21 protein-coding genes and 1 pseudogene are annotated in these 26,380 nt (G+C 55.4%); 9 read left to right on the forward strand and 13 right to left on the reverse strand.

Annotated elements, in window-relative coordinates; genetic code table 11:
- Positions 1-3 precede the first annotated feature (3 nt).
- From EDC90_RS05470 to EDC90_RS05490, 5 genes are all read left to right on the forward strand, one after another.
- A complete protein-coding gene (locus tag EDC90_RS05470; protein WP_132309376.1) occupies positions 4-1,080 on the forward strand; it encodes an ABC transporter ATP-binding protein in 1,077 nt (358 codons plus the stop codon).
- Positions 1,077-2,009, forward strand: coding sequence for an N-carbamoyl-D-amino-acid hydrolase (locus EDC90_RS05475; protein WP_132309378.1), 933 nt, complete (start codon positions 1,077-1,079; stop codon positions 2,007-2,009). The genes EDC90_RS05470 and EDC90_RS05475 overlap by 4 nt, the downstream gene beginning before the upstream one ends.
- Positions 2,010-2,147: 138 nt before the next feature.
- Positions 2,148-2,774 (forward strand): helix-turn-helix domain-containing protein, encoded by a 627-nt coding sequence (locus tag EDC90_RS05480; protein ID WP_132309380.1) that lies wholly within the window; start codon positions 2,148-2,150, stop codon positions 2,772-2,774.
- A 2-nt stretch (positions 2,775-2,776) separates the two neighbouring features.
- Positions 2,777-4,618 carry an adenine deaminase gene (locus EDC90_RS05485; RefSeq protein ID WP_132309382.1) on the forward strand — a complete coding sequence of 614 codons (1,842 nt, stop codon included), beginning with the start codon at positions 2,777-2,779 and terminating at the stop codon, positions 4,616-4,618.
- Positions 4,619-4,622: 4 nt separating this feature from the next.
- Complete coding sequence (locus EDC90_RS05490; RefSeq protein WP_165972749.1) at positions 4,623-5,786, forward strand: alanine racemase; 1,164 nt, start codon at positions 4,623-4,625, stop codon at positions 5,784-5,786.
- A 77-nt stretch (positions 5,787-5,863) separates the two neighbouring features.
- Here the strand turns inward: EDC90_RS05490 and EDC90_RS05495 are convergent, their stop codons facing one another.
- On the reverse strand, positions 5,864-6,793 hold the full coding sequence (locus EDC90_RS05495) for a siderophore ABC transporter substrate-binding protein (RefSeq protein WP_245510946.1): 930 nt from the start codon (positions 6,791-6,793) through the stop codon (positions 5,864-5,866).
- A gap of 167 nt (positions 6,794-6,960) precedes the next feature.
- Between EDC90_RS05495 and EDC90_RS05500 the strand changes: the two genes are divergently transcribed.
- Genes EDC90_RS05500 through EDC90_RS05510 form a run of 3 tightly spaced genes read left to right on the forward strand, consistent with a single transcriptional unit; the run spans position 6,961 to position 9,636 of the window.
- A complete protein-coding gene (locus EDC90_RS05500) occupies positions 6,961-7,923 on the forward strand; it encodes an ABC transporter permease (protein WP_132309462.1) in 963 nt (320 codons plus the stop codon).
- 1 nt (position 7,924) lies between these two features.
- Complete coding sequence (locus EDC90_RS05505) at positions 7,925-8,881, forward strand: iron chelate uptake ABC transporter family permease subunit (protein ID WP_207903851.1); 957 nt, start codon at positions 7,925-7,927, stop codon at positions 8,879-8,881.
- Positions 8,878-9,636, forward strand: a complete 759-nt coding sequence (locus tag EDC90_RS05510; protein ID WP_132309390.1) for an iron ABC transporter ATP-binding protein — start codon at positions 8,878-8,880, stop codon at positions 9,634-9,636. The genes EDC90_RS05505 and EDC90_RS05510 overlap by 4 nt, the downstream gene beginning before the upstream one ends.
- Before the next feature lie 44 nt (positions 9,637-9,680).
- Here the strand turns inward: EDC90_RS05510 and EDC90_RS05515 are convergent, their stop codons facing one another.
- From EDC90_RS05515 to EDC90_RS05570, 12 genes are all read right to left on the reverse strand, one after another.
- A complete protein-coding gene (locus tag EDC90_RS05515) occupies positions 9,681-10,688 on the reverse strand; it encodes an ABC transporter ATP-binding protein (protein WP_132309392.1) in 1,008 nt (335 codons plus the stop codon).
- A complete protein-coding gene (locus tag EDC90_RS05520) occupies positions 10,685-11,665 on the reverse strand; it encodes an oligopeptide/dipeptide ABC transporter ATP-binding protein (RefSeq protein WP_132309394.1) in 981 nt (326 codons plus the stop codon). Before EDC90_RS05520 ends, EDC90_RS05515 begins: the two co-directional genes overlap by 4 nt.
- A 1-nt stretch (position 11,666) precedes the next feature.
- The gene (locus EDC90_RS05525) at positions 11,667-12,593 is read right to left on the reverse strand and encodes an ABC transporter permease subunit (RefSeq protein WP_132309396.1); all 927 of its coding nucleotides are present in this window, start codon (positions 12,591-12,593) and stop codon (positions 11,667-11,669) included.
- Between the two features lie 3 nt (positions 12,594-12,596).
- A complete protein-coding gene (gene oppB, locus EDC90_RS05530) occupies positions 12,597-13,523 on the reverse strand; it encodes an oligopeptide ABC transporter permease OppB (protein WP_132309398.1) in 927 nt (308 codons plus the stop codon).
- Between the two features lie 146 nt (positions 13,524-13,669).
- The gene (locus tag EDC90_RS05535) at positions 13,670-15,277 is read right to left on the reverse strand and encodes a peptide ABC transporter substrate-binding protein (RefSeq protein WP_132309400.1); all 1,608 of its coding nucleotides are present in this window, start codon (positions 15,275-15,277) and stop codon (positions 13,670-13,672) included.
- A gap of 378 nt (positions 15,278-15,655) precedes the next feature.
- On the reverse strand, positions 15,656-16,807 hold the full coding sequence (locus tag EDC90_RS05540) for an alpha-hydroxy acid oxidase (RefSeq protein ID WP_132309402.1): 1,152 nt from the start codon (positions 16,805-16,807) through the stop codon (positions 15,656-15,658).
- A gap of 126 nt (positions 16,808-16,933) precedes the next feature.
- Positions 16,934-18,244, reverse strand: a complete 1,311-nt coding sequence (guaD, locus tag EDC90_RS05545; protein ID WP_132309404.1) for a guanine deaminase — start codon at positions 18,242-18,244, stop codon at positions 16,934-16,936.
- Positions 18,241-19,482, reverse strand: a complete 1,242-nt coding sequence (locus EDC90_RS05550; protein ID WP_132309406.1) for a urate hydroxylase PuuD — start codon at positions 19,480-19,482, stop codon at positions 18,241-18,243. Before EDC90_RS05550 ends, guaD begins: the two co-directional genes overlap by 4 nt.
- Before the next feature lie 99 nt (positions 19,483-19,581).
- A complete protein-coding gene (gene xdhC / locus EDC90_RS05555) occupies positions 19,582-20,430 on the reverse strand; it encodes a xanthine dehydrogenase accessory protein XdhC (protein WP_132309408.1) in 849 nt (282 codons plus the stop codon).
- A 3-nt stretch (positions 20,431-20,433) separates the two neighbouring features.
- Entirely contained in the window at positions 20,434-22,779 is a 2,346-nt protein-coding gene (gene xdhB, locus EDC90_RS05560) for a xanthine dehydrogenase molybdopterin binding subunit (RefSeq protein WP_132309410.1), read from the reverse strand.
- Positions 22,780-22,782: 3 nt separating this feature from the next.
- The gene (gene xdhA, locus EDC90_RS05565; protein ID WP_132309412.1) at positions 22,783-24,246 is read right to left on the reverse strand and encodes a xanthine dehydrogenase small subunit; all 1,464 of its coding nucleotides are present in this window, start codon (positions 24,244-24,246) and stop codon (positions 22,783-22,785) included.
- 19 nt (positions 24,247-24,265) lie between these two features.
- Positions 24,266-25,042, reverse strand: a complete 777-nt coding sequence (locus tag EDC90_RS05570) for a 3-hydroxybutyrate dehydrogenase (RefSeq protein WP_132309414.1) — start codon at positions 25,040-25,042, stop codon at positions 24,266-24,268.
- Between the two features lie 302 nt (positions 25,043-25,344).
- On the opposite strand from EDC90_RS05570, the pseudogene EDC90_RS05575 reads away from it, so the two are divergent.
- Positions 25,345-26,380: pseudogene (locus EDC90_RS05575) on the forward strand (LLM class flavin-dependent oxidoreductase).

Raw genomic sequence — 26,380 nt, forward strand, 5'->3', positions numbered from 1 at the left:
AAAATGGCTGAAAACGCCGTTATTCTGAAAGATGTAACCGCACATTACGGTTCCACGCAGGTTCTGCACGGTCTGAACCTTTCAGTGGGTGAGGGCGAACTGGTGTCGCTTCTTGGTTCGAGTGGTTGCGGCAAGACGACGACACTGCGTTTGCTGGCTGGTTTTCTGCAGCCCACAGGCGGCAGTATTTCGGTTGCCGGGCGCGATGTCACAGGCCTGCCGCCGCACAAGCGCGATGCCGGGATCGTGTTTCAGAACTATGCCCTGTTTCCGCATCTTACTGTTGCCGAAAACGTCGGTTTCGGGCTGAAACAGCGCAAGGTTGAGCCGTCAGAACGCGAGCGCCGCACGAAAGACATGCTGGCCCGTGTCGGGCTGACCGGCTTTGCCGGCCGTCTGCCAGCAGCTCTTTCCGGTGGTCAGCGCCAGCGTGTCGCAGTTGCCCGGGCGCTGGCAATTGATCCGCCGCTCCTGATGTTTGATGAGCCTTTGTCAAACCTTGATGCCAAGCTCAGGGTTGATATGCGCGTCGAGATCCGTGAGCTGCAGAAGGCCAATAACCGGACGGCAATTTATGTGACGCATGATCAGGAAGAGGCGTTTTCGATTTCGGATCGGGTCGCGATCATGAATGCCGGAAATATCGTTCAGCTGGATACGCCGGAAGTGCTCTACACCCGCCCGGTGAACGCGTTTGTCGCCCGTTTTGTGGGCTTTGACAATCTGATTGCGATGCAGGTGAGCGCGCGCAATGGTTCGAAGGTCACAGCGGAAAATCGTGGTGGTGGTTCCGTGGTGCTGGATGAGGCTAAAACAGGTCCCTTGCCTGAGAAATTCATTGTCGGTGCACGGCCCGAGGGCCTGAGCCTGGCAGAGCCTGCGAGCGAAAACACAATCTCCGGTCAGACCCGTATGCGTTCCTATCTCGGACGTGCCTATCAGTATAAGGTCGAAACGGCTGCCGGTATGCTGGTGGCCAATGGTTCATTGCAAAATCCGATTGAAGCGGAAAGCAATGTCGGTATCGCGTTTAATTTTGATCAGTGCTGCATCCTCGAAGATGAAGGGGATTTCGCATGAGCCGGACACTGGTTGCCGCTGCGGCCCAGATGGGGCCGATCGCGCTCTCTGATACCAGACGCGAGGTCGTTGCACGCCTGATCGCATTGCTGCATGAAGCGGCATCACGCGGGGCGGAACTGGTGGTGTTTCCCGAACTGACACTGACGACCTTTTTCCCACGTTGGTATATGACCGACCCGGACGAGATTGATGCATTTTATGAGACTGAAATGCCGGGCCGGGAAACGCTGCCGCTTTTTGAGGCCGCAAAGAAGCTCAGAATCGGTTTTTATCTCGGATATGCTGAGCTCGTCGTCGAAAACGGCGTGAAGCGTCGCTTCAATACCTCGATCCTTGTTGACAGGGACGGGGAATTCGTCGGCAAATACCGGAAAATCCACCTGCCGGGCTGGGATGCGCCGCAGCCGGATCTCAAATCCCAGCACCTTGAGAAGTACTACTTTGAGCCGGGCGATCTGGGCTTCAATGTTTTCGAGGCGTTTGGCACACGGGTTGGCATGGCGATCTGCAATGACCGCCGCTGGCCCGAAACCTATCGTGTTATGGCACTGAGAGGATCCGAAATGATCCTTGTCGGCTATAATACGCCGGACGATCACACAGGCAATTTCGATTTTGACAGCCTGACGCAGTTTCACAACCAGCTTTCCATACAGGCCGGTGCCTATCAAAATTCCAACTGGGTGATTGCGACAGCCAAAGCCGGGCATGAAGAAGGATCGAACCTGATCGGGCAGTCGATGATTGTGGCGCCCTCCGGTCAGATTGTTGCGATGGCGACGTCGACGGATGATGAGGTGGTCGTGGCAAAGTGCGATCTCGATATGGCCGCACTCTATCGCAAGACGATCTTTGATTTCGCGCGGCATCGCGAACCTGAGCACTATCGCCTGATTGTCGAAAACAGAGGACCGTTAACGAGCTAGAGCGCCGTCCATCAATTCGGGGTACCAAGGACGCTCTAACCTATTGAAACTACGCATCGTGCTTTCCGAAAATCGATTCCGATTTTCGGACCGATGCTGTAAGGCAATGGGCGGACATGAAAGCGGGGAGGGGCTGGAATGAACCAGCGTGAAACGGTTTTGGATGAGGGCGGTGCGCATTCTGTTGGCCGTATCCTTGCAGATCTGCGGCACGATAATGGCTGGACGCTTGCTGAGGTTTCCAAAAGAACAGGCGTATCCATTTCAGCACTTTCGAAGATCGAAAATGGTCAGAGTCATCCGGCCTATTCGGTGCTGACCCGGCTTTCGAGTGGGCTGGGTCTGGATTTTTCCGATCTTCTTGAGGGAAAGTCCTCGCGCACACCTTTCGCCCGTGCTGTGCGTGTTATCAACCGTGATGGCGAAGGCCGGATGCTGAAGAACGACATGGGACGCTACAGGATGCTCTCCACCGATCTTGCGGCCAAGGCACTGACACCGATGATTATTGATGTTCCGCCGCTGGCGCCCGGTGCCACGCCAGCGCGAAGTGCGCATAGCGGCGAAGAGTTTGTCTACGTTGTTTCTGGCAGCGTGGTTTTTGAAATGGAACCTTATGCGCCAACAGTGCTGGCGACAGGTGAAACGGTTTATTTCGATGCGGCCTCCGAACACGGTTTTTATGCCAGCGGGCCGGAAGGCGCGCGTATCCTTTCCATCTGCTATTCCGGTTCGGGCGATGCGCCGGACCATCTCACGGTGTAATTATGATTGATGCAAAATCCGAAGTCCGGCTGCGCCAGCAGCTAACGCTTGTTGCTCTGGGCAAGGTATCTGCCGACCGTATCCTGCGCGTCGGCAAGCTGCTTGATACGGCAACGCGCACATGGAGTGAAAATCAGGATATTGTCATCAAGGGCGAGCGCATTGCTTATGTCGGCCCCGCCGGATCCTGGCCGGGAACGTGCGAAACCATTGATGAGCACCCGGATATGATGGCCATTCCCGGTCTGGGCGAAGTGCATAAGCATATTGAAAGCTCGCATCTTACGCCTGAATGGGAGGCGGCTCTGGTGATGCCGCGAGGCAATACCTGGACATGCGAAGCCAGCCATGAGTTTTCCAATGTGCGCGGATCGAAGACGCTGGATTTCTGGATGACGGCGCGTCAGCATGGCTCACCGCTGAAAATCTTTCCGCTCCCCGGTTCTGCCGTTCCACCGACGGCCTATGAACATGGTGGCGGCTGGCTTGGGCATGATGAGCAGCGTGACTTTCTGGCCGGAAGCCTGATGGTGGCCGGGCTGGACGAAGTCATGGACTGGCCTGCCGTCTGGAATCCGGAGAATCCTTCCCATGAGCGCCTTTGGGGTATGATTGAGGCCACGTTCGCCGCGCGCGGCGTTGTTGAAGGTCATGCTGCCGGTCTGAAAGACCTGCCGACGATCAATGCCTTTGCTGCGGCTGGTATGGCCTCTGATCATGAAGCATGGACGGCAGAGGAATTCTGGAACAAGCTCACGCACGGTCTTTTTGCTGAACTTCGCCCGCATTCTATGCCGGACGTGATCAGCGGGCTTCTGGAACGCGGGCTGGCTGACTGGTCTCAGATTGCTTTTGCGACGGATGACCGGAGTGCGTCTGAAACACTTCAGAAGGGCGCAACCGATTATAATGTCCGCCTCGCGATTCAATCCGGTCTCCAGCCGGAAATTGCGATTCAATGCGTTACTATCAATCCCGCACGGCATATGCGGCTGACCCCTTGGGTTGGTATGATCGCGCCGGGCCGGTTTGCTGACATTGTCCTGCTGTCCGATCTGAAGACTTTTGAAATTGCTGAGGTCTGGGCGGACGGGAAACAGGTTTCCCGCGGCAACGACTATATTCTGCCCGTGCCGGAGATCGACTGGCCGGAATGGGCGACAAATACGGTCAATGTTGGTGGACAGTTCAGCGCTGAAGACTTTGCGATCCGTGCTGAGCCCGGACGGGAAACCATGACAGCGGCGGTCCTGCGTCCCTTTTTCTGGGAGGATGATTTCCTAACTTATGAGTTACCGGTGGAGGCTGGCTTCGTGCAGCGCGATGCGGCAAAGGCGATCACCAAGTTTGCGATTGTCGATCGTTTCTCCGGTCAAAAGGCCGTTTCCAGAATGTTCTGGGCCGGTACCGGTCCGAAAACGCCGGATTGTGCACTGGCCAGCTCACTTGCCCACGACAAGCACAATATCTGGTGCGTCGGTTCATCCGATGAGGCCATGGCCAAGGCCGTCAATGCACTCAGTGAAATCGGCGGCGGATGGGCGCTTGTGCGTGACAATGAGATTGTGGCAACGGTGCGCTACGAGGTCGCCGGGCTGATGTCGCAGCGCTCTGCTGAAGATCTCGATGCCGATATGCAGAAACTGTATGCCGAGGGCGAGAAGATCGAGTGGATGTTCGAGCCGTCGTCTTCTCCGCGCTGGTGGGCAGGATTCCCCGAGCGTCTGGCCTTTGCAACACTGACCTGCGCTCCATGGCGCTGGGTTCTGGTCGCGCCTTCCGATTATGCGCCGGAAGGGCTGGTCAACGTTGCCACTGGCAAAACGCATAAGATCGTCTGGTAATTGCATGACAACTGCAAAGGAATATCCGAATGCGGGCGCGTTCCCGAATGCGGGATCGCTGGCAAGCCCCTGCGTAGTCATTGATGAGCTGCGTCTGGCGAAAAACATCGCTGAGATGCAGACGATCGCAAATGCTGGTGGTGTGGCTCTGCATCCGCATATCAAAACGCATAAGTCGCTTGCAATCGCCGATTTTCAGCGCGTAGAAGGGGCAAAGGGTGTCACGGCCTCCCATCCGGCAGAAGCGGCGGTCTTTGTGCGTGCCGGGTTTTCGCCAGTCACGCTTGCCTATCCGGTGATCGAGGCCGAGCCGCTTTCAAAGCTTCTGGAACTTGGGAGCCAGTGTGGTGTGAAGCTGCGCTTCATTGCAGACAGTTACGCCGGCGTGGCTGCGCTCGCAGCTGCGGCTGAGGACACGGGAAAAACCGTAGATGTCTTCATGAAGGTCGATACAGGGCTGCATCGCTGTGGCGTCGATCCTGGGACGGAAGAGGCAGGCAGCGTTGCGAAGGCGATCCATGGGGCGTCGCATCTGGTCTTTGCCGGTTTGCTTTCCCATGCCGGACATTCCTATGGCGCTGGCGGGCTGGATGGCGTTCGTGCTGTTGCATCAGGGGAAGCGCAAATCCTGAAAGCGCTGAAAGCGAAGCTCATGGGCCTTGGTGTGTCTGTGCCGCTTGTTTCTGTCGGGAGCACGCCGACGCTGATTGCCAATGCCGGATTTGATGGTATTGATGAGGTGCGGCCGGGCAATTACGTTTTTTATGATATGACAGCCGTGCGCCTTGGTATAGTCAACCGCGGGCAGATTGCTCTGGCCGTGGTGGCGACAATCATTTCCGCCAACAGCGAGTCCTATATCGTGGACGCCGGATCAAAGACGCTCAGTTCCGATCTCGGGCCGCACAGTGTGGCCGGTGTGACAGGTTATGGTGAAGCCTGGTCCGAAAAGCTTGACCGTCCGCTGATTGTTGAAAAGCTCTCCGAGGAGCATGGGATTGTTGGGCGTCAGGGAACCGGACTTGAGATCGGTGACCGGCTTCTGATTTATCCCAACCACGCCTGTGTGGTCGCCAATCTGGCAGCAGAGCTTGTGCTTCTGTCGAATGACGGTGCTTCCCGGATGATGATCGATGCTGCCGATCCTTCCGCACGTCTGGCTTTTTGAAGAAAAGAAACTTCAAAAAGGCCGCTTCGTAAAACCAGCTACGGAACGGCCTTTGAAGGTGTGAATGCTGTTCCAGCTTATTCCTGAAGGGCAGTGATAACCTGATCGGCCAGTGCCTTCTGAGCGCGAATACCACCGCTTGCCAGATAGAGCAGGCCACCATCGGCATAGATCACCTGATCGTTTTTCCAGGCATTGGTGCGGGCGACAAGTTCATTATCCAGTAGCTGCTCGGCCGCTTCGCCGGAGCGTCCGATTGCGGCATCGCGGTCCAGCACATAAAGCCAGTCCGGGTTCTGCTCCATGATATATTCGAACGAAACGGCCTGACCGTGGTTGCCGACGTCCAGCGAGGCATCAGCAGGCGTGAAGCCATAGAGGTCATAGACGTCGCCAAAGCGCGAGCCGGGGCCGAAGGCAGAAACCTTGCCGCCGGTTGTCAGCAACACCAGAGCGGAGCCGGCATCTGCGGTCTGGGACTGCAGCTCATCGAGCGATGCTTCAAGGTCTGCGATCTCAGCTTCGGCTTCATCCTGTTTGCCAAAGATATCGCCCAGCGTTCTGGCATTGTCTTCAACACCTTCCAGGAACGCATCATTCGAAATCGTCAGGTCAATCGTTGGTGCGATTTTCGAGAGGTCTTCATATTTTGCCTGTGAACGGCCACCGACAATGATCAGGTCGGGCTGAAGCGCGTTGACAGCCTCAAAGTCAGGCTCGAACAGGGAGCCAACCTTCTCGTAATCATCCGATGAAAATGTGGAAAGCGATGCGGGCATGGGCGCATCAGGCACACCTGCGACGTCGACTCCGAGCGCATCCAGAGTATCGAGCGCGGAAAGATCATAAACAACGACGGTTTTCGGATTCTTCTCCACTGCCGTTGTGCCGCTTGCATGCGAAATATCCATTGTCTCAGCGCTTGCAATGGCTGGAGCGAGGGTCGATGCCAGCAACAGTCCGCTTGCAAGTGCGGCTGATCGTAATCCCGATGCCAAAGTATTCACAAGGGTCTCCTTTATATGAGTTTTGCAGTCAACATATTGATTTCGTCTTCGCTGACAAGGCATGAAAGATTGTGAAATACTAAAATCGGCGTGATCGCATCATGGTCGGCTCTTGACCTCAGGAAAGCTTCCGCTTCATAAGTCAGGCTGATGAAAAGTTGACCCTTATGATCCGCATTTTCTCCGCTGTTTGCCTTTGTGTTTTTCTTGTCCTCGCCAGCCTTATGACGGGCGTGACTTCACTCGATCTTGGCTCCCTTTTCAGGGATGATGGATCGCGGGAAACAGCGCTGGTACTTTTCGCCAGCCGCCTGCCGCGCACAATTGCGCTTGTGCTGGCGGGCAGTGGTCTGGCGATTGCCGGAACGATCATGCAGATGCTGGCACAAAATCGTTTCGTCGAACCATCAACGGCAGGCACGTCGGAATCCGCAGCCCTTGGAATGCTGACAGCCATGCTGGTTTTTCCATCGATGCCAGTGATGGGGAAAATGGCGCTGGCGGCCGTCTTCGCCATGGCCGGAACCGGATTGTTCCTCAGGCTTGTGCGGCAGATCCCGGCACGGTCGGTCTTGATGGTGCCGCTCACCGGAATCATGCTCGGTGGTGTGATCAGTGCCGTTACAAGTTTTATCGCCTACCGGTATGATCTTATTCAGTCTCTCAGCGCATGGACGAATGGTGATTTTTCCATGGTGCTGCGGGGCCGTTACGAGCTTTTGTGGATTTCAATGGCGCTTGGTGTGCTGGCCTACTGGACGGCTGCGAAGTTCACATTGGCCGGACTGGGAGAAGCCGTCGCTGTTTCCTCGGGGCTTAATTATCGCCGTGCGATGCTGACAGGACTTTCCATTGTGTCGCTGATTTCTGCCTCGGTCGTGGTGACAGTCGGGTCGATACCATTTGTGGGGCTGATCGTTCCGAATGTGATCAGCCTTGTCATGGGCGACAACTTACGCAGGACGCTGCCCTGGATTGCCTATAGCGGTGCCATGCTGGTGCTTGCCTGCGATATTCTTGGGCGGATCATCATCGCCCCATATGAAATTCCGGTTGGCACGATGATGGGCGTTTTCGGTTCCGCGATCTTCCTGTACCTCCTTTTAAGGCAGGAGGCGCATGCACGCTGATATTCATCAACGAAGAGCAAACATGATCCTGCTGGTTCTGGCTGGCTTATCTGTGCTTTGCATAATTGCGTTTATGACGCTGGGGGCCAGAGGTTCATGGGCTTTTGTGCTCAGCTTTCGTGGCGTCAAACTGGCGTCACTTTTGCTGGTGGCCTACGCGATCGCGGTATCCACGGTTCTGTTTCAGACCGTGGTTGGCAATCGTATTCTGACGCCTTCCATCATGGGGTTTGATGCGCTCTACCTGTTATTGCAAACGGCATTCGTCTTTGTACTGGGGGCCAGCGGGCTGAACGCGGTCGACCCGCGTTTGATGTTCATAATCGAAACCGTGGCGATGACCGGCTTTGCTCTGATCCTCTTTCGCTGGTTGTTTTCCGGCGCCACACGCAGCATTCATCTGGTTATGCTGGTCGGTATTCTTTTCGGTGGACTGTTTCGCAGCCTGTCAGCCTTCATGCAGCGGTTGATTGACCCAACGGATTTTGTCGTGCTGCAGGATCGTTTCTTTGCCAGCTTCAATACCGTGAACACCGACCTTCTTGGCATCTCCGCGATCATTATTCTGGCTGTTTCGCTGCTGGCGTGGCGGCTTTTGCCGGAGCTTGATGTGATGTTGACAGGCCGTGAGACAGCCATCGGGCTTGGTGTTTCACATGCGCGTGTCGTAACAATAACGCTGTTTGTGGTCACCATCCTGGTGTCAGTCTCTACCGCGCTTGTCGGGCCGGTCACTTTTTTCGGCCTGTTGGTGGCAAACCTTGCCTATATCGTTATGCCCGGTGGCCGGCATCGGCTGGTTTTGCCCGCCGCGGTTCTCATGTCGGTAATCGCACTGGTGGGTGGGCAAACAATTCTGGAGCGCATCTTTTCTTTCAGTACGGCGCTTTCCATCATTATCGAGTTTGCCGGTGGTATCTTCTTCATTGCTTTGTTGTTGCGGGGAAAGGCCAGATGATCGAAGTTCGTCAGATCAATAAAGCGTATGGCACGACGAAAGTCCTCGACAATGTTTCGCTTACAATTCCGGAAGGTGGCCTGACCAGCATTGTCGGACCGAATGGTGCTGGCAAATCAACGTTGCTTGCAGTCGTCAGCCGGTTGCTGAAAGCTGATAGTGGAACGGTTTCTGTTGGCGGGCTGGATGTATCGCAAACGGCCGACCATGTGCTTGCACGTAAACTCTCGATCATGCGGCAGGAAAACCACATTGCGGCGAGACTGACGGTGCGCGATCTTGTCGGTTTCGGCAGATTTCCATATTCGCGCGGGCGCCTGACGGCAGAAGATGAAAAACACATTGATGAGGCCATCGCCTTCACTGATCTCGGCGCTTTTACAGACCGGTTCCTGGATCAGCTTTCAGGTGGTCAGCGTCAGCGCGCCTTCTTTGCCATGGTTCTGGCTCAGGACACGGAATGTGTCTTATTTGACGAGCCACTGAACAATCTTGACGTCAAGCACGCTGTTTCAACCATGAAGCTCATTCGCCGCATGGCGCGGGACTTCGGCAAAACTGTGGTTTTGGTTGTGCATGATCTGAATTTCGCATCTGCATACTCAGATCGTATCGTTGCCATGCAAAATGGCCGCATCGCCGCAGAAGGCACACCGGACGAAATCATCGAGGAAGCGATGCTGGAGCGGATTTTCGATACGCCGTTTGCTGTCACGAATTTCAACGGCAAGCGGATCGTCGATTTTTACAGCTGATAAAGGCGGGAACTGGCCCCGCCTTGCTGGTCAATTTTAATTTTTCACTCAGCCGGAGCGCCGGGATAATGGCAGGCCACACGATGTGCTGCATCGCTGGTTGCCGCCGGCTCAAGCGGTGGTTCCTTTTCGGCACAGAGCGCAGTCGCGCGCGGGCAGCGGGTGCGGAATACACAGCCTGACGGCGGATTAAGCGGGCTTGGAAGGTCACCCTCAATCGGCAACACTGTTTTGCTTCGCTCGATTTCAGGATCGGGGATCGGAACAGCAGAAAGCAGCGCCTGCGTATAAGGGTGCTGCGGGTTTTCATACAGCGTATCGCTGGAAGCAATCTCCATCACCCGACCAAGATAAAGCACCATGACCCGTGTCGAGATATGTTTCACCACCGATAGGTCATGCGCAATGAACATCAGTGCAAGGCCGAGTTCGCGTTGCAGCTCGACCAGAAGATTGATGACTTGCGCCTGGATTGACACATCAAGCGCTGATACCGGCTCATCGCAGATGATCAGCTTCGGCCGCACGATGAGGGCGCGGGCGATGCCGATGCGCTGGCATTGTCCGCCTGAAAACTCGTGCGGGTAGCGGTTGATCTGGTTGGGAAGCAGGCCGACGCGGCTCATCATTTCCTGAACACGCTCGCGAACCTCGGCTTTCGATAGGCCCTTCTGGTGTGTTTTCAGAGGCTCGGCGATAATGTCGCCAACCTGCATGCGCGGATTGAGACTGGCCAGAGGATCCTGGAAAATCATCTGGATATCGGCGCGGTATCGCAGCATTTCTTTCGGAGAAAGCTTCAGGATATCGGTGTCGCCTTCAAAGATGGCCTTGCCAGTGGCTGGCACCATGCGGATCACAGCGCGGGCAAGTGTGGATTTGCCGCAGCCCGATTCACCGACGACACCGAGTGTCTCGCCGGGCCGTAATTCGAAATTCACGCCATTAACAGCGTGAAGTGCCTGCGGTTCTTCCCATGGCATGGCTCCGGAGCGATGAATTTCAAAGGTGACGCGGATATCTTCCGCTTTCAAAAGCACATCGTTTTTCATGCCGGTGCTCCCATAACCTGCTCCGCCGGGCGGTTGCAGGCGCGTTCACGACCCGGTGCAAATCCGGTCAGCGCATCAAGGTGGGTCAGGCAGTCTTCGCCGGCAAAATCACAGCGCGGCGCAAAGGGGCAGCCCGCCTGCTGTTTTGCCATGTTGGGCGGATTGCCCGGGATAGAGCGAAGCTGGTCTTCGCGCTGATCGACTCGGGGAATAGAGGACAACAGGCCACGCGTATAAGGGTGGCTCGGCGTCTGAAACATTTCGCCCACCGGGCCCTTTTCCATGACTTGCCCACCATACATGACGATAACGCGCTCTGCCGATCCCGCAACGACACCAAGGTCGTGTGTGATCAGAATGAGCGCCATGCCAAAATCGCGCTGCAGGTCCGCCAGAAGCCGCATGATCTGGGCCTGTACCGTCACGTCAAGCGCGGTGGTTGGCTCATCTGCGATCAGCATATCGGGGCGACAGAGCAGCGCCATGGCGATCATCACGCGCTGGCGCATGCCACCGGAAAACTCATGCGGGTAGAGATTGACGCGTGATTTTGCATCCGGAATTTTAACGGCATCCAGCATGCGCACGCATTCGGCCATAGCCTCACGTTTGCCCATACCCTTATGCAGCTTCAAAACCTCGATCATCTGCTCTGAAACCCGCATGTAAGGGTTCAGCGAGGTCATCGGATCCTGAAAGATGATTGCCATCCGGTTTGCCCGGATCGGGTTCAGCACCTTGGGCGGGGCATTGAGAATCTCGGTGCCATCGAATTTGACTGAGCCGCTGGCCCGGCCATTGGCCGCCAAAAGACCCATCATGGCGAATACAGCCTGGCTTTTGCCAGAGCCGCTTTCGCCAACGATCGCCAGTGTTTCGCCGCGGTCTAGGTTCATATCGACACCACGGACAGCGAAGACTGGGCCGGCATTTGTTTCGAACTCAACACCTAAGTTTCTGACCTGGAGAAGAGACATGTCAGCGGTCCTTCGGATCGAGTGCATCACGCAGTCCATCTCCAAGAAAGAAGAATGAAAAAAGCGTGACGATGAAGAAGAATAACGGGAAGATCAGCTGCCACAGCGTGCCGTAATTCATGGTTGCCGCCCCTTCGGAGATCAGTGCGCCGAGACTGGTCAGCGGTTCCTGAACACCGAGGCCGAGGAAGGAAATGAAACTTTCCTGCAGGATCATACCCGGCACGAGCAATGTTGCGTAAACAATAACCACCCCGAGGAGGTTCGGCACGATATGGCGGCGAATGATCGTGGCTGAAGGAACGCCGGTGGCGCGCGCGGCTTCGATATACTCTCGGCCTTTGAGGCTGAGCGTCTGACCGCGCACGATCCGACTCATCTCCAGCCATGAAAGAAGGCCGATGCCGACAAACAGCAAAACCAGAGATCGTCCGAACATCACCAGAAGCAGGATCAGAACGAACATATAGGGAATAGCGAGCAGGATATCGACGATCCGCATCATGACGTTATCGGTGCGGCCGCCAAAAAAGCCCGAGGCTGCGCCGTAGACTGTGCCGACCAGCACGGCAATGGCCGCGCCAATTAGGCCGACTGCCAGCGAAATCTGGGTGCCGAGGACGGTGCGCGCGAACAGGTCGCGCCCCAGATCGTCCGTGCCGAAATAATGGCCATTTGCAAAGGAAGGTCCGCCATCGCGGGCAATATCGCCCATGACCATGAAGTCGATCTCATCAATTGGCCAGCGGGCAATGAACGGTCCGAAAATTGCAAAGGCGAGAACGAAGATGAGCAGACAGAGGCCGATAACGGCCTGCCGGTTTTTAAAGAAACGAACACGCGCATCCGCCCAGGGCGATCTGCCCTTTTCCGCTTCCTCATTCATCGCCTCGGAGAGGCTTTCCATTTTCTGTTTTTCGATCAGCATGGCTCAGTACCTGATTTTCGGGTCGATCCATGCGTAAAGGATATCGACGACAAGATTGAACAGGATGGTGAGCGTGCCGAGAAGAATGGTAATGCCCATCATCACGGCATAGTCACGGTTGAGCGCGGAATCGACGAAGAATTTTCCGATACCGCCGGTCGAAAAATACATATCGATCACCACCGAGCCGGTGATCATGCCAACAAATGCCGGGCCCAGAAACGAAATCACAGGCAGCAGTGTCGGCTTCAGTGCGTGGCGCATCACAATCCGTCGCATCGGCAGGCCCTTGGCTTTGGCGGTGCGGATATGGTTCGAATTCATCACTTCCAGCATTGAAGAGCGCGTAATGCGCGCAATCGAAGCCATGTAGGAGGTGGCCAGAGCGATGACTGGCATAATGATATAGGCCGGATGATCCAGGCCTTCCCATCCGCCGCCGGGCAGCCAGCCAAGCCACAGCGTGAAAACCAGAACGAGAATTGGCGCCATCACGAAGTTCGGCAGCACCTGAGCGCCCACGGAAACACCCACGGCAAGACTGTCAATCCAGCTGTTATGGCGCACAGCGGCAACGATGCCCAACGTAACGCCAACGAGCACGGCCAGAACAGCAGAGATAGTCCCATAGGTTAGTGTGACCGGGAAACCCTGCGAAATAATCGCGTTCACAGTCTGGTCGGGATAAACAAAGGACGGGCCAAAATCAAAATGGGCAACGATGCCCCAGATATAGTCGATCAACTGTTTCCAGAGGGGCTGATCGAGACCATATTTCGCATTGATGTTGGCAATAACCTCAGGCGGGAGTGCCCGTTCGGATGAAAACGGTCCACCGGGGGCGGCATGCATAAGGAAAAAGGAAAAAACGACGAGCAAAAGAATCGTCGGGATCGCCACAAAAAGGCGCTTGATGATGTAACCGGTCATGGTGCGGCTTTACTCGGGCTTCCGCTTTCCTGAAGGCTCGGTACGGTTTTCGTATTCAGGCATTCAGCGCGGTTGCGGCAGAGATGAACTCCGGGTTGCCGGGAAAAGGGTGGCTCGTAAGCCACCCTTCGAGCGAAAAGACGATCTTATTCAGCAGTCCTGTAAAGGTCTTTGCCGTACCAGTTCTGCAGGACATTTTCGACCGGCAGCCCCTTGACGTCGGCAGGCACCATAACGGGCGTTGCATAGAAATAGATCGGGACCAGCGGCATTTCTTCCGCAAGAATCTGTTCGGCCTTGTCGTAATCGGCAGCCGGATCTTCTGCCGTCAGGGAGGCCTTCATCGCAGCGTCGTATTCGTCACTCGAAAAGCCGCCATAATTCATGCCGCCTGAACGGAAATAGTCGAGATAGGTGGAGGCTTCGTCATAGTCGCCGCACCATGCATAGCGGCCGATGTCGAATTCCTTGTTTTTCAGGTTATCCAGATAAACCTTCCACTCGGTATTGTTCAGCGTGACGTTGACGCCGATGGCCTTCCAGAACTGCTGTGCAGCAATCGCGATCTTCTTGTGGTCATCTGACGTGTTGTAGGAAAGTGTCAGCTCAAGCGGGTTGTTTTTGTCGTAACCGGCTTCCTTCAGAAGCTCGACCGCCTTTTCATTGCGCTCTTTCTGGTCCCACTGAGAATAATCTGTGACCGGCGGATCAAAGTCAGCCGTTGCATAATAGGTCCAGCTATATGCAGGCTTCTGGCCGCCGCGGGTAATGTTGTTGACGACAACATCACGGTTCATCGCATAAGACAGCGCCTTGCGAACGCGCACGTCCTTCAGTGCTTCGGGGCCTTTATCAGAAAGGTTGAAGAGGTAGGCATAGGTGCAGGAGCGCGGCACGGAATGGGCCTGATCCGGATATTCTTCCTTCAGACGCGGGAACTGACCGGCTGGCAGTTCGACATAATCAAACTCTCCGGCGAGGTAGCGATTAAGCGCCTGATTCTTGTCATTGACCGCAAGGAAGTTGATCGTGTCGATGACGGTGTTGTCACTGTCCCAGTAATAGGGGTTCTTCTCAAGGGTGATATCCTGACCGAGCTTGTCTTCCGTCAGCTTGTAAGCGCCATTGCCGACGAGATTGCCGGGCAGCGTCCACTGCTCACCATATTCTTCGACAACGGCCTTGTTGACCGGGAAGGTCGATGTATGGGTTGTCATCTTGATGAAATAGGGAATCGGGCTTTCAAGCGTGACTTCAAACGTGTGGTCATCGACGGCCTTAACGCCCAGCTCTGAGGCTGGCAGGTCGCCAGCAATGATGGCCGACGAGTTCTTCACATTCATCAGTTCTTCATACCAGGCATAGGTCGATGCCGTTGCCGGATCGACAAGGCGCTGCCAGGCATAAACAAAGTCATTCGCGGTAACGGGATCGCCATTTGACCACTTTGCCTCGGGACGAAGGTGGAAAGTGTAGACGGTCTGATCGTCAGAAACGTCGTAGCTGAGAGCTGCGCCGGGAACCAGCTCACCTTCATTGGTCTGATTAAACAGGCCTTCAAAAAGCTGACGCGCGATGTGTGAGCCTTCGACGTCGCTATTTTTCTGCGGGTCTTTGGTTTTATTGGCATCGAGAAGCCAGTAGGTCAGCTTCTGATTGTCGGACAGCGTTTCGTCCGGACCAGGATTCGCAGCGAGCGCCTGCGTGCTCAAAATCAGCCCCATGCAGGCCGACAGTAATAGCGCTTTCTTCATGTATATTCACCCCTGAATTGACTGAGATCGCCTTGCTTGATGTAAAAGTAGCGACAAAAAACAGCTCAATCGATTGAGCTATATTAGAGGGGATATTTACGCAATCGGGCGGACTTGTTGCAAGCGAAAATCATTCCCCGGCATATTTGGTGCCCAGTTTCGTGAAGTTCCTAACGCGTAGGTCGCGATCTGGGGACGCACGATTTGTTGATCAATGCAGGTAGGTATTTCATCTTGCCGGGGCAGAACGAATGATACATGTCAAAGGCCGCAAAAGACCGGTTTTCCCAGTCCCGCGGGGGAGCTTTCTGATCTGTTCAAACCTGCCGGAACCAGTAATATCCCTGCAAACCCGTTCACCTGCAGAGATGTCCGAGGTCAGTCGAAATCCGCTTTTGCGATAATCTGGTGGCCGATCTCGTTGATATTACGCTCGCCGCAAAGCGCCATCGTGGTATCCAGCTCCTTGCGGATGATGTCCAGCGCTCTGGTGACGCCCTTTTTACCCATTGCGCCGAGCCCATAAAGGAACGGACGGCCAATATAAACGCCCTGCGCGCCAAGGGCCTTGGCCTTCAGAACATCCTGCCCGGAGCGAATGCCACCATCCATATGAATTTCGATCTCGCTGCCAACGGCATCAACGATTTCAGGCAGCACCGAGATGGAAGACCGCGCGCCATCCAACTGGCGGCCACCATGGTTGGAAACGATGATGGCATCGGCGCCGGTCCTGGCTGCCATCTTCGCATCCTCGGCATCCAGAATACCTTTCAGGATGAGTTTGCCGCCCCAGCGCTCCTTGATCCAGACGACATCATCCCATGAGAGCTTCGGGTCAAACTGTTCTGCCGTCCAGACTGAAAGTGACGAAAGATCTGAAACACCCTTGGCGTGTCCGGCGATGTTGCGGAAGGTATGGCGTTTGGTTTGCAACATTTCCAGGGCCCAGAAGGGGCGGGTTGCAACCTGCCAGACGTGTTTGGGCGTGAATTTAGGCGGTGTGGAAAGGCCATTGATGAGGTCCTTGTGGCGCTGACCCAGAATCTGCAGGTCGAGCGTCAGTACCAGCGCACTACATCCGGTAGCCTTCGCACGGTCAATCAGGTTGCCGACAAAGTCTCGATCCTTCATCACATAGAGCTGAAACCAGAAGGGCTTCGTCGTGTGTTCGGCCACGTCTTCAATCGAGCAGACACTCATCGTGGAAAGCGTGAAAGGAACCCCGGCGGCTTCTGCCGCCTGCGCTGCCAGTATTTCACCATCGGCATGCTGCATACCGCACAGACCGGTCGGCGCAAGCGCCACCGGCATCGACACCTTTTCGCCGATCATTGTGGTTTCCAGCGAACGATTGGTCATGTCCACCAGAACACGCTGACGCAGCTTGACCTTGCCAAAATCGCTTTCATTGGCGCGATAGGTGCTTTCTGTCCACGCGCCGGAATCGGCATAGTCGTAAAACATCTTCGGGACTCGCCATTTGGCGCGGCGTTGAAGATCGGCAATTGTCAGCGGTTCGGAAAACATCAGGACCCTCCCATCAAATATGAAGAGTTATATCACATATGAACTTAAACCTGCCAAGTGCGTTCATAAATGCATCAGTCAGGCGACTCAAAAAAAACTGATGTTTGTCATGCGCCTGGTGTGGCATCAAAGCAAGGACTTGGCAGGATTTCCGGCAATGTAGGTCTCTGCAATCGCGCGGTCATCGCCCAGCGTCTGTAACAGGAACAGCTCTTCCGACAGGTTACTGATGGTTTCGAGCCGGAGGGTCATGGCTGGCGTGGCGTGGGCGTTCAGAACAACCACATCGGCATCAGAGCCGGGGTCCAGTGTCCCAATAACGTTTTCAAGACCCAGCGCTTCAGCGTTACCAAGCGTCATGTAATAGAAGCTGTCGAGCGGATTTAGCCGTTTGCCGCGCAATTGCTGAACCTTGTAGGCTTCATCCATCGTTTTGAGCATGGAATAGCTGGAGCCGCCGCCAATATCCGTCGAGACGGCAATTCTGACCGGTTTTTCCCGCGCCTCATAGTCTTTGAACGCAAACAGACCAGATCCCAGAAAGAGATTGGATGTCGGGCAATGAACCGCAACAGCACCGGTTTCACTTAACACATCGCGCTCGCCCTCGCTTAAGTGAATGGCGTGCCCGAGCAGTGTGTTTTCCCGCAACAGCCCATATCGAGCATAAATATCGGTGTAATTTGCGGCTTCGGGATAGAGCGCGCAGGCTTGTTCAATTTCGGCGGTGTTTTCAGAAAGGTGGGTCTGAATGTGCAGTTCCGGGAATTCTTCAGCCAGCGCTCGGGCCATTTCCATCTGTTCAGGGCTTGAGGTAATGGCAAAGCGCGGCGAAATAACCACGTGACTGCGGCCCTTACCGTGCCAGCTTTCGATCACCGCTTTGGTGTCATCGTAAGAGGATTGCGGGGTGTCCGTAAGCGGACCGGGGGCGTTGCGGTCCATCATCACCTTGCCACCAAGCATCCGCATATTGCGTTTTTCAGCTTCTGCGAAATAGGCGTCAGCCGAGGTTTTGTGCACCGAGCAATAGGCGACGGCGGTTGTCGTGCCGTGGCGGATCATTTCGTCGAAAAAGCTGACAGCAATGCGCGCGGCATGTTCGGCATCGGCAAAACGCTGTTCTTCGACAAAAGTGTAAGTGTTCAGCCACTCCAGAAGATTGGCTGCATAAGAACCAACGACCTGCATTTGTGGAAAATGCAGATGTGCGTCGATCAGTCCCGGCATGATCAGATGCGGACGGTGGTCCGTCACCACCACATTGGCGTCCGCATTGGCTTTTATCGTGTCGAACGGCCCAATCGCAGCAATTCGGCCTCCTTCAATCAGGAGGCCGCCGTCATGTTCATAGCTGTAGCTTTCGGTGTCTGTGATGTTCTCCGGGCGGCGTGTGAACGACAAAAGTCGTCCGCGCAAAAGACGTTGTGACGTCATTCCGTTGATTTCCTGCTGGTGCTCGATTGATACCAGGCGACGAGTTTTTCGCGTTCGTCCGGTGTCATGCTGGTGATGTTGCCAGGAGGCATGGCATGGCTGCGACCCGCCTGTAAATAGATCTGCCCGGCGCGGGCGGCAATTTCGGCATCTGTTTCAAGTCGCACATTGTTCGGCGGCCAGTGGATGCCCTCCCAGACCGGCTCTGCGGCGTGGCACATGGAGCAACGGGTTGAAACCACTTCCCTGGCTGCGGCGAAATGCGCGTCCTCAGAAAATTTTGTGAAGGCCGGCGCAACCGCCATTTCCGGGTCTTCTGCCTGAAAGAATTTCGGAGAGGTCGACAACCACATGATGACGATGAAGATGATGGCAGTCAGCGCCCATGTCCAGTTCGGCTGGCCTTTGCGGGCATGCATCGTGTTGAAATAGTGCCGGATCGTGACACCCATCAGAAAAACCAGTGCCGCGATAACCCAGTTGAAGGTGGTGGCAAAGGCTAGCGGATAATGGTTCGACAGCATGAAGAAGATGACCGGCAGGGTCAGATAATTGTTATGTGTCGAACGCTGTTTGGCTTCCTTGCCCAGTTTCGGGTCCGGCGTGCGTCCGGCTTTCAGGTCTGCGACCACGATTTTCTGGTTCGGGATGATCACGAAGAACACATTCGCTGTCATGATCGTGGCCGTAAACGCGCCCATATGCAGAAAAGCCGCGCGGCCGGTAAAAAGATGGGTGTAGCCCCATGCCATCAGTACCAGCAGCACATAAAGCAGAAGCATCAGACCGACGGTATATTTCCCAAGTGGTGACTTGCAGAGATAGTGGTAAAAAAGCCAGCCAATCGATAGCGAAGCCAGCGAGATCAGGATTGCGACCGGTGCTGATACATCCAGCACGCTGCGGTTAATCAGAAAAAGGTCGGCGCCGCCATAGTAAACCAGAACGAGCATCAGGAAGCCTGATACCCAGGTCATGTAGGATTCCCATTTAAACCAGACCAGATGCTCCGGCATGTTGTCCGGTGCAACCATGTATTTCTGAATATTATAGAAACCGCCACCGTGAACCTGCCATTCCTCACCGGAGACACCGTCCGGCAGCCCCGGACGTTTCACAAGGCCGAGATCGAGCGCGATAAAGTAAAAGGATGAACCGATCCACGCGATTGCCGTCACGACGTGTAGCCAACGTACGGCAAATTGTGCCCATTCTCCAAAAATGGCCAGATCCAGCATTAATGCATTCCCCCGGTTGTATCTTTCAGGCGATGATGCTCAATTTTGCGCTAAAACAAAAGCATGTTTTGCAAACAACTGCCGAAATATCCGGGTTATTCAGTGGTTTGCCTTATGCTCGTGCAGGCTGCCGGTTTTTGCGGCATTGGCCGCATGGATTGCATGCAAAAGCTCGGCTGCCACTAATGCTGCAATCACCGGGGGACGTTTGTCGCGCGCGTCAGAACTGCCAATCGGCATGGTGAGCCTTGTCAGCTGCTCTTCTGAAATGCCGTTTTCTTTTGCATAGCGGTGGAAGGTGGCGCGCTTGGTTCTTGAGCCGATCATGCCGCAATAGCAAAGCGCATCCCGTTTGAGGCTTTCCATCGCAATCAGAAAATCGAGCGCATGGTCATGGGTCAGGATCACGACGGCGCTGCCGGCGGGAAGATTGGTTATTTCCGCTTCCGGCATCGGCGTCAGTTTTGTCGTGATGCCAGCGGGAATCCCTGTCAGTGCCTCGTTGCGGGTTTCAATCAGGCGCACATTGAAGGGCAGGGGGGCGAGTGCCTGGCAAAGTGCCTTGCCGACGTGACCGCCACCGAAGACGGCGACCGTCGGGGCTGCTGCCGCTTGCCTCTGCATCATTTTAAGACGAGCATTGACTGCCATGTCATCGGCATATGCAAAGTCGATGACGGTCCGGCCACCACAGCACTGCCCAATGTCCGGACCAAGGGGAATGTCGAGACGTGTCTGACCGGTTTTGCCCGCGAGAAGCTGACGGGCGTGATCGATGGCGAGATATTCCAGCTGCCCGCCGCCGATGGTGCCAAACGTCGTTTTCTCAGCGACGGCGATAAACGCACCTGCCTCACGCGGGGTCGAGCCTTTCACCGATGAAATGGTTGCGATCACCGCGTGGCGGTGATCGTCCATCCAGCGTTTAAAGGCATTTGCCTCGTTCATGGCTTAAGCCCGTTTCATCCGTTCAACGGCCATCAGCACCCGTTCCGGCGTGGCCGGGGCATCGAGCCGGGGGCAGAAGCGATAATCGGCAACACTGGCAACCGCCATCGAAATGGCTTCGATTACCGAGATTGCCAGCATGAAAGGCGGTTCGCCGACAGCTTTCGAGCGACCAATGGTCTCTTCACGGTTAACGGAAAAATCTGCCAGCGCGACGTTGAAGATCTTCGGACGGTCGGAGGCAAGCGGGATCTTGTAGGTGGAGGGGGCATGGGTGCGAAGCCGTCCCTTGTCGTCCCACCAGAGTTCTTCGGTCGTCAGCCAGCCCATCCCCTGGACAAAGCCGCCTTCGATCTGGCCGATATCAATTGCCGGGTTGAGCGAGCGGCCAACATCGTGAAGGATATCGGTCCGGTCGATCTGATATTCGCCCGTCAGTGTGTCGATGGAGACTTCGGTGCAGGCCGCCCCATAGGCGAAATAGTAAAACGGCCGGCCCCGACCTTTTTCCCGGTCCCAGTGGATCTTCGGTGTCTTGTAAAAGCCAGCTGCCGAAAGCTGTATCCGGGCCAAATAAGCCGCCTTGATCAGATCCGGGAAAGGAATTTCCTGTTCACCAATGCGAACACGGTTCGGCAGAAACTTGATCTCGGACGGCTCAACATTCCAGTTTTCAGCGGCAAAGGCGATCAAACGCTTCTTGATCTGGGTTGCCGCATTATAGGCCGCAGCACCATTAAGGTCTGTGCCGGAAGAAGCTGCCGTTGCAGAGGTGTTCGGCACTTTTCCGGTGGTCGTTGCGGTGATTTTTACACGCTCCAGATCAATCTGAAACACATCGGCGACCACCTGAGATACCTTGGTATAAAGGCCCTGTCCCATTTCCGTGCCGCCATGGTTCAACTGAACAGAACCATCCTGATAAACGTGCACCAGTGCGCCGCCCTGATTGAAGGCCGTCATGGTGAAGGAAATGCCGAACTTCACCGGTGTCAGCGCGATACCTTTTTTGATCACCGGGCTTCTGGTGTTGAACTCTTTGATGGCTTCACGCCGGGCGCGATAATCGGCGCTCTTCTCAAGCCCTTCAACAATCGGCAGCAGGATATTGTCCTCGACCGTCTGATGATATGGGGTGACCTCCCGGCCGGAACCGTTGGGGCCGTAAAAATTGGCTTTGCGGATATCGAGCGGATCTTTGCCGAGGGCATAGGCGATTTCTTCGATAAGACGCTCACCGACGATCATGCCCTGCGGACCACCAAAACCGCGATAGGCGGTGTTGGAACATGTGTGCGTTTTCAACGGCCTTGAGGTCAGATGCACATTCGGGAAATAGTAGGAAGAATCCGCATGAAACAGCGTCCGGTCTGTAACCGGTCCGGAAAGATCGGATGACCAGCCGCATCGTGCCGCAAAGGTGGTGTCAACGGCTTCGATCATCCCATCGTCGTCAAAACCGAGATCGTAAAAAGCCACAAGGTCGTGACGCTTGCCGGTGATGATCATGTCTTCATCACGGTCCGGGCGAACCTTTATGGCCCGGTTCAGCTTTTTCGCTGCCAGCGCAGCCATCGCCGCAAAGCAATTGCCCTGCGTTTCCTTGCCGCCGAAGCCGCCGCCCATACGTCGCTGATAAACGGTGATTGCATGGGATGGAATATTCAGGACATGGCCAACGATATGCTGCACCTCGCTTGGATGCTGCGTGGAAGACCAGATGGAAACATCATCGTCCTCGCCGGGAATGGCCAGAGCTATCTGGCTTTCCAGATAGAAGTGCTCCTGCCCGCCGACATCCATTTCAGCGGTAATCCGGTGCTTTGCCGCTTCAAGGGCTGAGCTGGCATTGCCACGCTGAAGCGTCATCGGCTTCACCACATTCGGCGCATCATTGGCAAGGGCGTCGCGAACGCTCGTCCAGTGCGGCAGGTCACGATAAGTGATTTTCGCAAGCCTTGCTGCCTCGCGTGCCTGCGCTCGGGTTTCAGCCACAACGGCGAAAATGATCTGGCCGTGATACTCGATCTTGTCTTCCGCAAACAGCGGCTCATCGCCCGAGCCATTCGAGGCGATATCGTTGACACCGGGTATGTCTTTGGACGACAGGACGCAGATAACGCCATCGGCTGCCTCAACATCGGAAAGGTCGATGTCGCTGATTTCAGCATGGGCGCGTTCGGAAAGTCCAAGGCCGATATGCAGAAGGCCCGCAGGTTCTGGAATGTCATCAATGTATTCCGCCGTGCCAGACACATGCTTATGCGCGGAATCATGTGCGCGGGGTTTATGCATTCCGCCTGAAATTTCTGCTTTCAAGGGAAAGCTGTCATGGGCGTGTTTATCCATGGATCAGGCCTCCTCTTTCGAAAAACGAACGAGTTCCTGCGGCGTTCCAACGGTTTCCATGTAAAAGCGTGTCAGAAGATTTTTAGCGGCCAGCATCCGGTATTCTTTTGTTGCGCGCCAGTCTGTCAGCGGCTGATAGTCGCTGTCAAAGGTCGCGCGGGCCGCCTCGATCGTCGCTTCCGTCCAGGGTTTGCCGTCAAGCGCTGCTTCCACGTGGCGCGCGCGCTTAGGGGTTGCTGCCATGCCACCGAAGGCAATGCGCAGCCTTTCGACCGTGTTGTTTTCTCCAAGCGTCAGACAGAATGCACCGCAGAGCGCAGAAATATCCTCTTCGCGCCGTTTGGATATTTTGTAAACGGCGTAATGCATATCAGCCTTTGTTTTCGGCACGATCATGCCGGTGACAAATTCGCCGGGCTGAAGGTCCTGCTTGCCATAATCGATAAAGAAATCTTCCAGCGCGATCGTTCGTGTACCGTCTGCCGAAGTCAGCGTCAGCTGCGCGCCAAGGGCAATCAGTGCCGGCGGCGTGTCGCCGATGGGAGAACCATTGGCAATGTTGCCGCCAATCGTGCCCATATTGCGCACCTGCTCGCCGCCGATCCGGGTGATCAGTTTGCCGAGTGCCGGTGTACTTTTCGCAAGAACCGGCAAGGCCTCTGAATAGGTTACGCCAGCACCGATGATGGTGCTGTCGTCCGTTTCGGTGATTGTTTGCAGCTCTTCAAGGTGGTTGATGAAAACCACCGGATTGGGCTTGCGCATCTGCTTGGTGACCCACAATCCGACATCCGTTGAACCGGCAACGATGGTTGCATCGCGGAACTCCCGAAGCACCTGACAGAGTGCTTCAATGGAACCGGGAATGACGGCCCGCGCACTGTCATTGCCGACGGTGATTGTCTCGCCGGTTTTAAAGCTTGCAAGCTTTTTCATGATGCTGTCTCGCTCACGGGCGATTGCATCGAAGGCAGTGTCAGGGCTTGTCTCAGAGGCCTTTTCAGCTGCTTTGATGATGGGCTCGTAACCGGTGCAACGACAAAGATTGCCCTGCAGCGCCTGCTCAATGGCCGCGCGGGATGGTGAAGGGTTTTCCATCCAGAGCGCATACAGAGACATGACGATACCCGGCGTGCAGAAGCCGCATTGTGAGCCGTTTTGCTCCACCATGGCCTGTTGCACGGGATGTAATGCGCCATCCTTTGCGGCGAGGTGCTCAATGGTAACCACGTGCGTTGCATGCAGTGAGGCAACAAAGCGGATGCAGGCATTCACGGTTTCGTAGACAAGCCGTCCGCGCACCAGCCTGCCAACCAGCACCGTGCAGGCGCCGCAGTCCCCTTCCGCACAGCCTTCCTTGGAGCCGGTCAGGCGTTTTTCCAGCCTGAGATAATCGAGAAGCGTTGCCGTCGGAGACAGTCTTTCGAGTGCGACCTCCCGATCGTTCAGTATGAAACGGATCGTCATGCATGTTCCCTTGTCAGGTTTATTGGGCGGTCCAGCCGCCATCCATCGAAATATGTGTGCCGGTGACCTGCCTGGCGCTGTCACTGGCAAGGTAAAGTGCCGCTGAGGCTATCTCTTCCGTCGTTACGAATTCCTTCGTCGGCTGCGCGGCCAGAAGCACATCGCGTTTCACCTCTTCTTCCGTGATGCCGCGTGCCTTGGCTGTATCCGGGATTTGCTTTTCCACCAGTGGCGTCAGCACATAGCCCGGGCAGATCGCATTGACGGTAATGCCGTGCTCAGCCACTTCCAGCGCAACGGTTTTGGTCAGCCCCATCATGCCGTGCTTGGCCGCAACATAAGCAGATTTGAATGGAGACGCTACAAGCCCATGAGCGGAAACGACGTTGATGATCCGGCCCTTGCCGCTCTTTTTCATCGCCGGAACAGCATGATGGATTGTGTGAAACGAGCTTGTCAGGTTGATGGCAATGATCTGATCCCATTTTTCAGCCGGGAAATCCTCAATCGGGCTGACAAACTGAACGCCGGCATTGTTCACCAGCACATCAAGGCTGCCGAAGGTGCGCTCTGCGCAGGCAATCAGGTCGGCAATCTCGTCCGGTTTGGTCATATCAGCAGGGTGGTAGATCACGGAACCGTCACCGAGGCTGCCGATCTTTGAAACAGCCTTGTTGATATCCTCTTCCTTACCGAACCCGTTGAGAACGATGTTGTCACCGGCCTTGGCAAAGCCTTCTGCAATTCCAAGCCCGATGCCGCTGGTGGAACCCGTAATAACGACGCTGCGTGCCATGTTGTTTTCTCCCGGCTGGATCATGGATGCATTTGCTGATTTGCAAAAATGTTATGCCCAATCTGCAGCGCTTGCAATCGCGGGATAAGCTATGGCGGTATTTCCGGCGAGAAGAAAAATGCGCGCAACATGGTCTCAAAAAGGGGACGCTTTTATCCGATGAACTGAAAACTGTGAACGGTGCGTTCACCACCTGGCGGGGCTCATGTGGATGAAACAGAGCTTGGATCGGGCCATATAATCTTAACAAGCCCAGAAAGCCCGTTTTAGAAGGACAGGCCCGAATAAAGGAGGATAGTGCAATGGAACTCGGAATCTTCACCTTCGCCGATGTCGATCCATCCACCGATATCGACCGTGGAGAAGAGGCACATCGCCGGATGCAGAACCTTATGCAGGAAGTGAAGCTTGCCGATGATGTTGGGCTCGATATTTTCGGCATCGGGGAACATCACCGTGTTGACTATATGGCGTCATCGCCATCGACCATTCTGGCAGCCGCCGCCGCCATCACAAAGAATATCCGTCTGACAAGTGCTGTGTCGATCCTGAGTTCGGATGATCCGGTACGGGTGTTTCAGCAGTTCGCTTCGGTGGACCTGATTTCCGGTGGGCGTGCTGAGATCATCGCAGGCCGGGGGTCTTTCATCGAATCCTTCCCGCTTTTCGGTTATCCGCTGGAGGCTTATGACGAGTTGTTTTCGGAAAAAGCTCGATCTGCTTTTGAAGCTTCGGGAAAACGAGACGGTCAGCTGGTCAGGTCGCACGCGTGCCCCGATCGACAATCTTGCTGTTTATCCGCGTCCGTTTCAAAATCCGTTGCCGGTGTCGATTGCGGCGGGCGGTACACCCCAATCCATGGCGCGGGCCGGCTTTTTGGGATTGCCACTCATCATTGCTATTCTTGGCGGACAGCCGCGCCGTTTTGCACCCTTGTTTGATATCTATCGGCAGGCGGGAGAACAGGCTGGTCATGACCTTTCGAAAATGAAACGGGGTATCAGCGTTCACGGTTTTGTTTCCGACACAAGCGAGAAGGCGGCCGATATCTTCTTCAAACCGCAAAAGGCGGTGATGGACCGGCTTGGCCGCGAACGTGGTTGGCCGCCGCAGAGCCGTGCCCAGTTCGATGTCTCAATGGGGCCGGAGGGAGCACTTTTTGTCGGCGGGCCTGAAGAGCTGGCGACGAAGATTGCGACACATGCGAAGATTTTCGGCCTTGACCGTTTCATCATTCAGATGTCAGTCGGGCTGGTGCCGCATGAAGAGCTGTTGCACGCAATTGAACTGTTTGGCACCAAAGTTGCGCCAATGGTGCGTGAAATGGTCGCTGAATAA

This window comes from Martelella mediterranea, assembly GCF_004342225.1.
GTDB lineage: Bacteria > Pseudomonadota > Alphaproteobacteria > Rhizobiales > Rhizobiaceae > Martelella > Martelella mediterranea_B.

What these genes read in the sequence shown, in the direction of transcription:
- EDC90_RS05520 (WP_132309394.1), bottom strand. Translation starts at nt 11,665, where the DNA reads ATGTCTCTTCTCCAGGTCAGAAACTTAGGTGTTGAGTTCGAAACAAAT.
- xdhC (WP_132309408.1), bottom strand. Translation starts at nt 20,430, where the DNA reads ATGAACGAGGCAAATGCCTTTAAACGCTGGATGGACGATCACCGCCAC.
- EDC90_RS05480 (WP_132309380.1), top strand. Translation starts at nt 2,148, where the DNA reads ATGAACCAGCGTGAAACGGTTTTGGATGAGGGCGGTGCGCATTCTGTT.
- xdhA (WP_132309412.1), bottom strand. Translation starts at nt 24,246, where the DNA reads ATGACGATCCGTTTCATACTGAACGATCGGGAGGTCGCACTCGAAAGA.
- EDC90_RS05550 (WP_132309406.1), bottom strand. Translation starts at nt 19,482, where the DNA reads ATGCTGGATCTGGCCATTTTTGGAGAATGGGCACAATTTGCCGTACGT.
- EDC90_RS05475 (WP_132309378.1), top strand. Translation starts at nt 1,077, where the DNA reads ATGAGCCGGACACTGGTTGCCGCTGCGGCCCAGATGGGGCCGATCGCG.
- EDC90_RS05535 (WP_132309400.1), bottom strand. Translation starts at nt 15,277, where the DNA reads ATGAAGAAAGCGCTATTACTGTCGGCCTGCATGGGGCTGATTTTGAGC.
- EDC90_RS05540 (WP_132309402.1), bottom strand. Translation starts at nt 16,807, where the DNA reads ATGTTTTCCGAACCGCTGACAATTGCCGATCTTCAACGCCGCGCCAAA.
- EDC90_RS05470 (WP_132309376.1), top strand. Translation starts at nt 4, where the DNA reads ATGGCTGAAAACGCCGTTATTCTGAAAGATGTAACCGCACATTACGGT.
- EDC90_RS05525 (WP_132309396.1), bottom strand. Translation starts at nt 12,593, where the DNA reads ATGCTGATCGAAAAACAGAAAATGGAAAGCCTCTCCGAGGCGATGAAT.
- oppB (WP_132309398.1), bottom strand. Translation starts at nt 13,523, where the DNA reads ATGACCGGTTACATCATCAAGCGCCTTTTTGTGGCGATCCCGACGATT.
- EDC90_RS05500 (WP_132309462.1), top strand. Translation starts at nt 6,961, where the DNA reads ATGATCCGCATTTTCTCCGCTGTTTGCCTTTGTGTTTTTCTTGTCCTC.
- EDC90_RS05515 (WP_132309392.1), bottom strand. Translation starts at nt 10,688, where the DNA reads ATGAAAAACGATGTGCTTTTGAAAGCGGAAGATATCCGCGTCACCTTT.
- EDC90_RS05490 (WP_165972749.1), top strand. Translation starts at nt 4,623, where the DNA reads ATGACAACTGCAAAGGAATATCCGAATGCGGGCGCGTTCCCGAATGCG.
- EDC90_RS05510 (WP_132309390.1), top strand. Translation starts at nt 8,878, where the DNA reads ATGATCGAAGTTCGTCAGATCAATAAAGCGTATGGCACGACGAAAGTC.
- EDC90_RS05570 (WP_132309414.1), bottom strand. Translation starts at nt 25,042, where the DNA reads ATGGCACGCAGCGTCGTTATTACGGGTTCCACCAGCGGCATCGGGCTT.
- guaD (WP_132309404.1), bottom strand. Translation starts at nt 18,244, where the DNA reads ATGACGTCACAACGTCTTTTGCGCGGACGACTTTTGTCGTTCACACGC.
- EDC90_RS05485 (WP_132309382.1), top strand. Translation starts at nt 2,777, where the DNA reads ATGATTGATGCAAAATCCGAAGTCCGGCTGCGCCAGCAGCTAACGCTT.
- xdhB (WP_132309410.1), bottom strand. Translation starts at nt 22,779, where the DNA reads ATGGATAAACACGCCCATGACAGCTTTCCCTTGAAAGCAGAAATTTCA.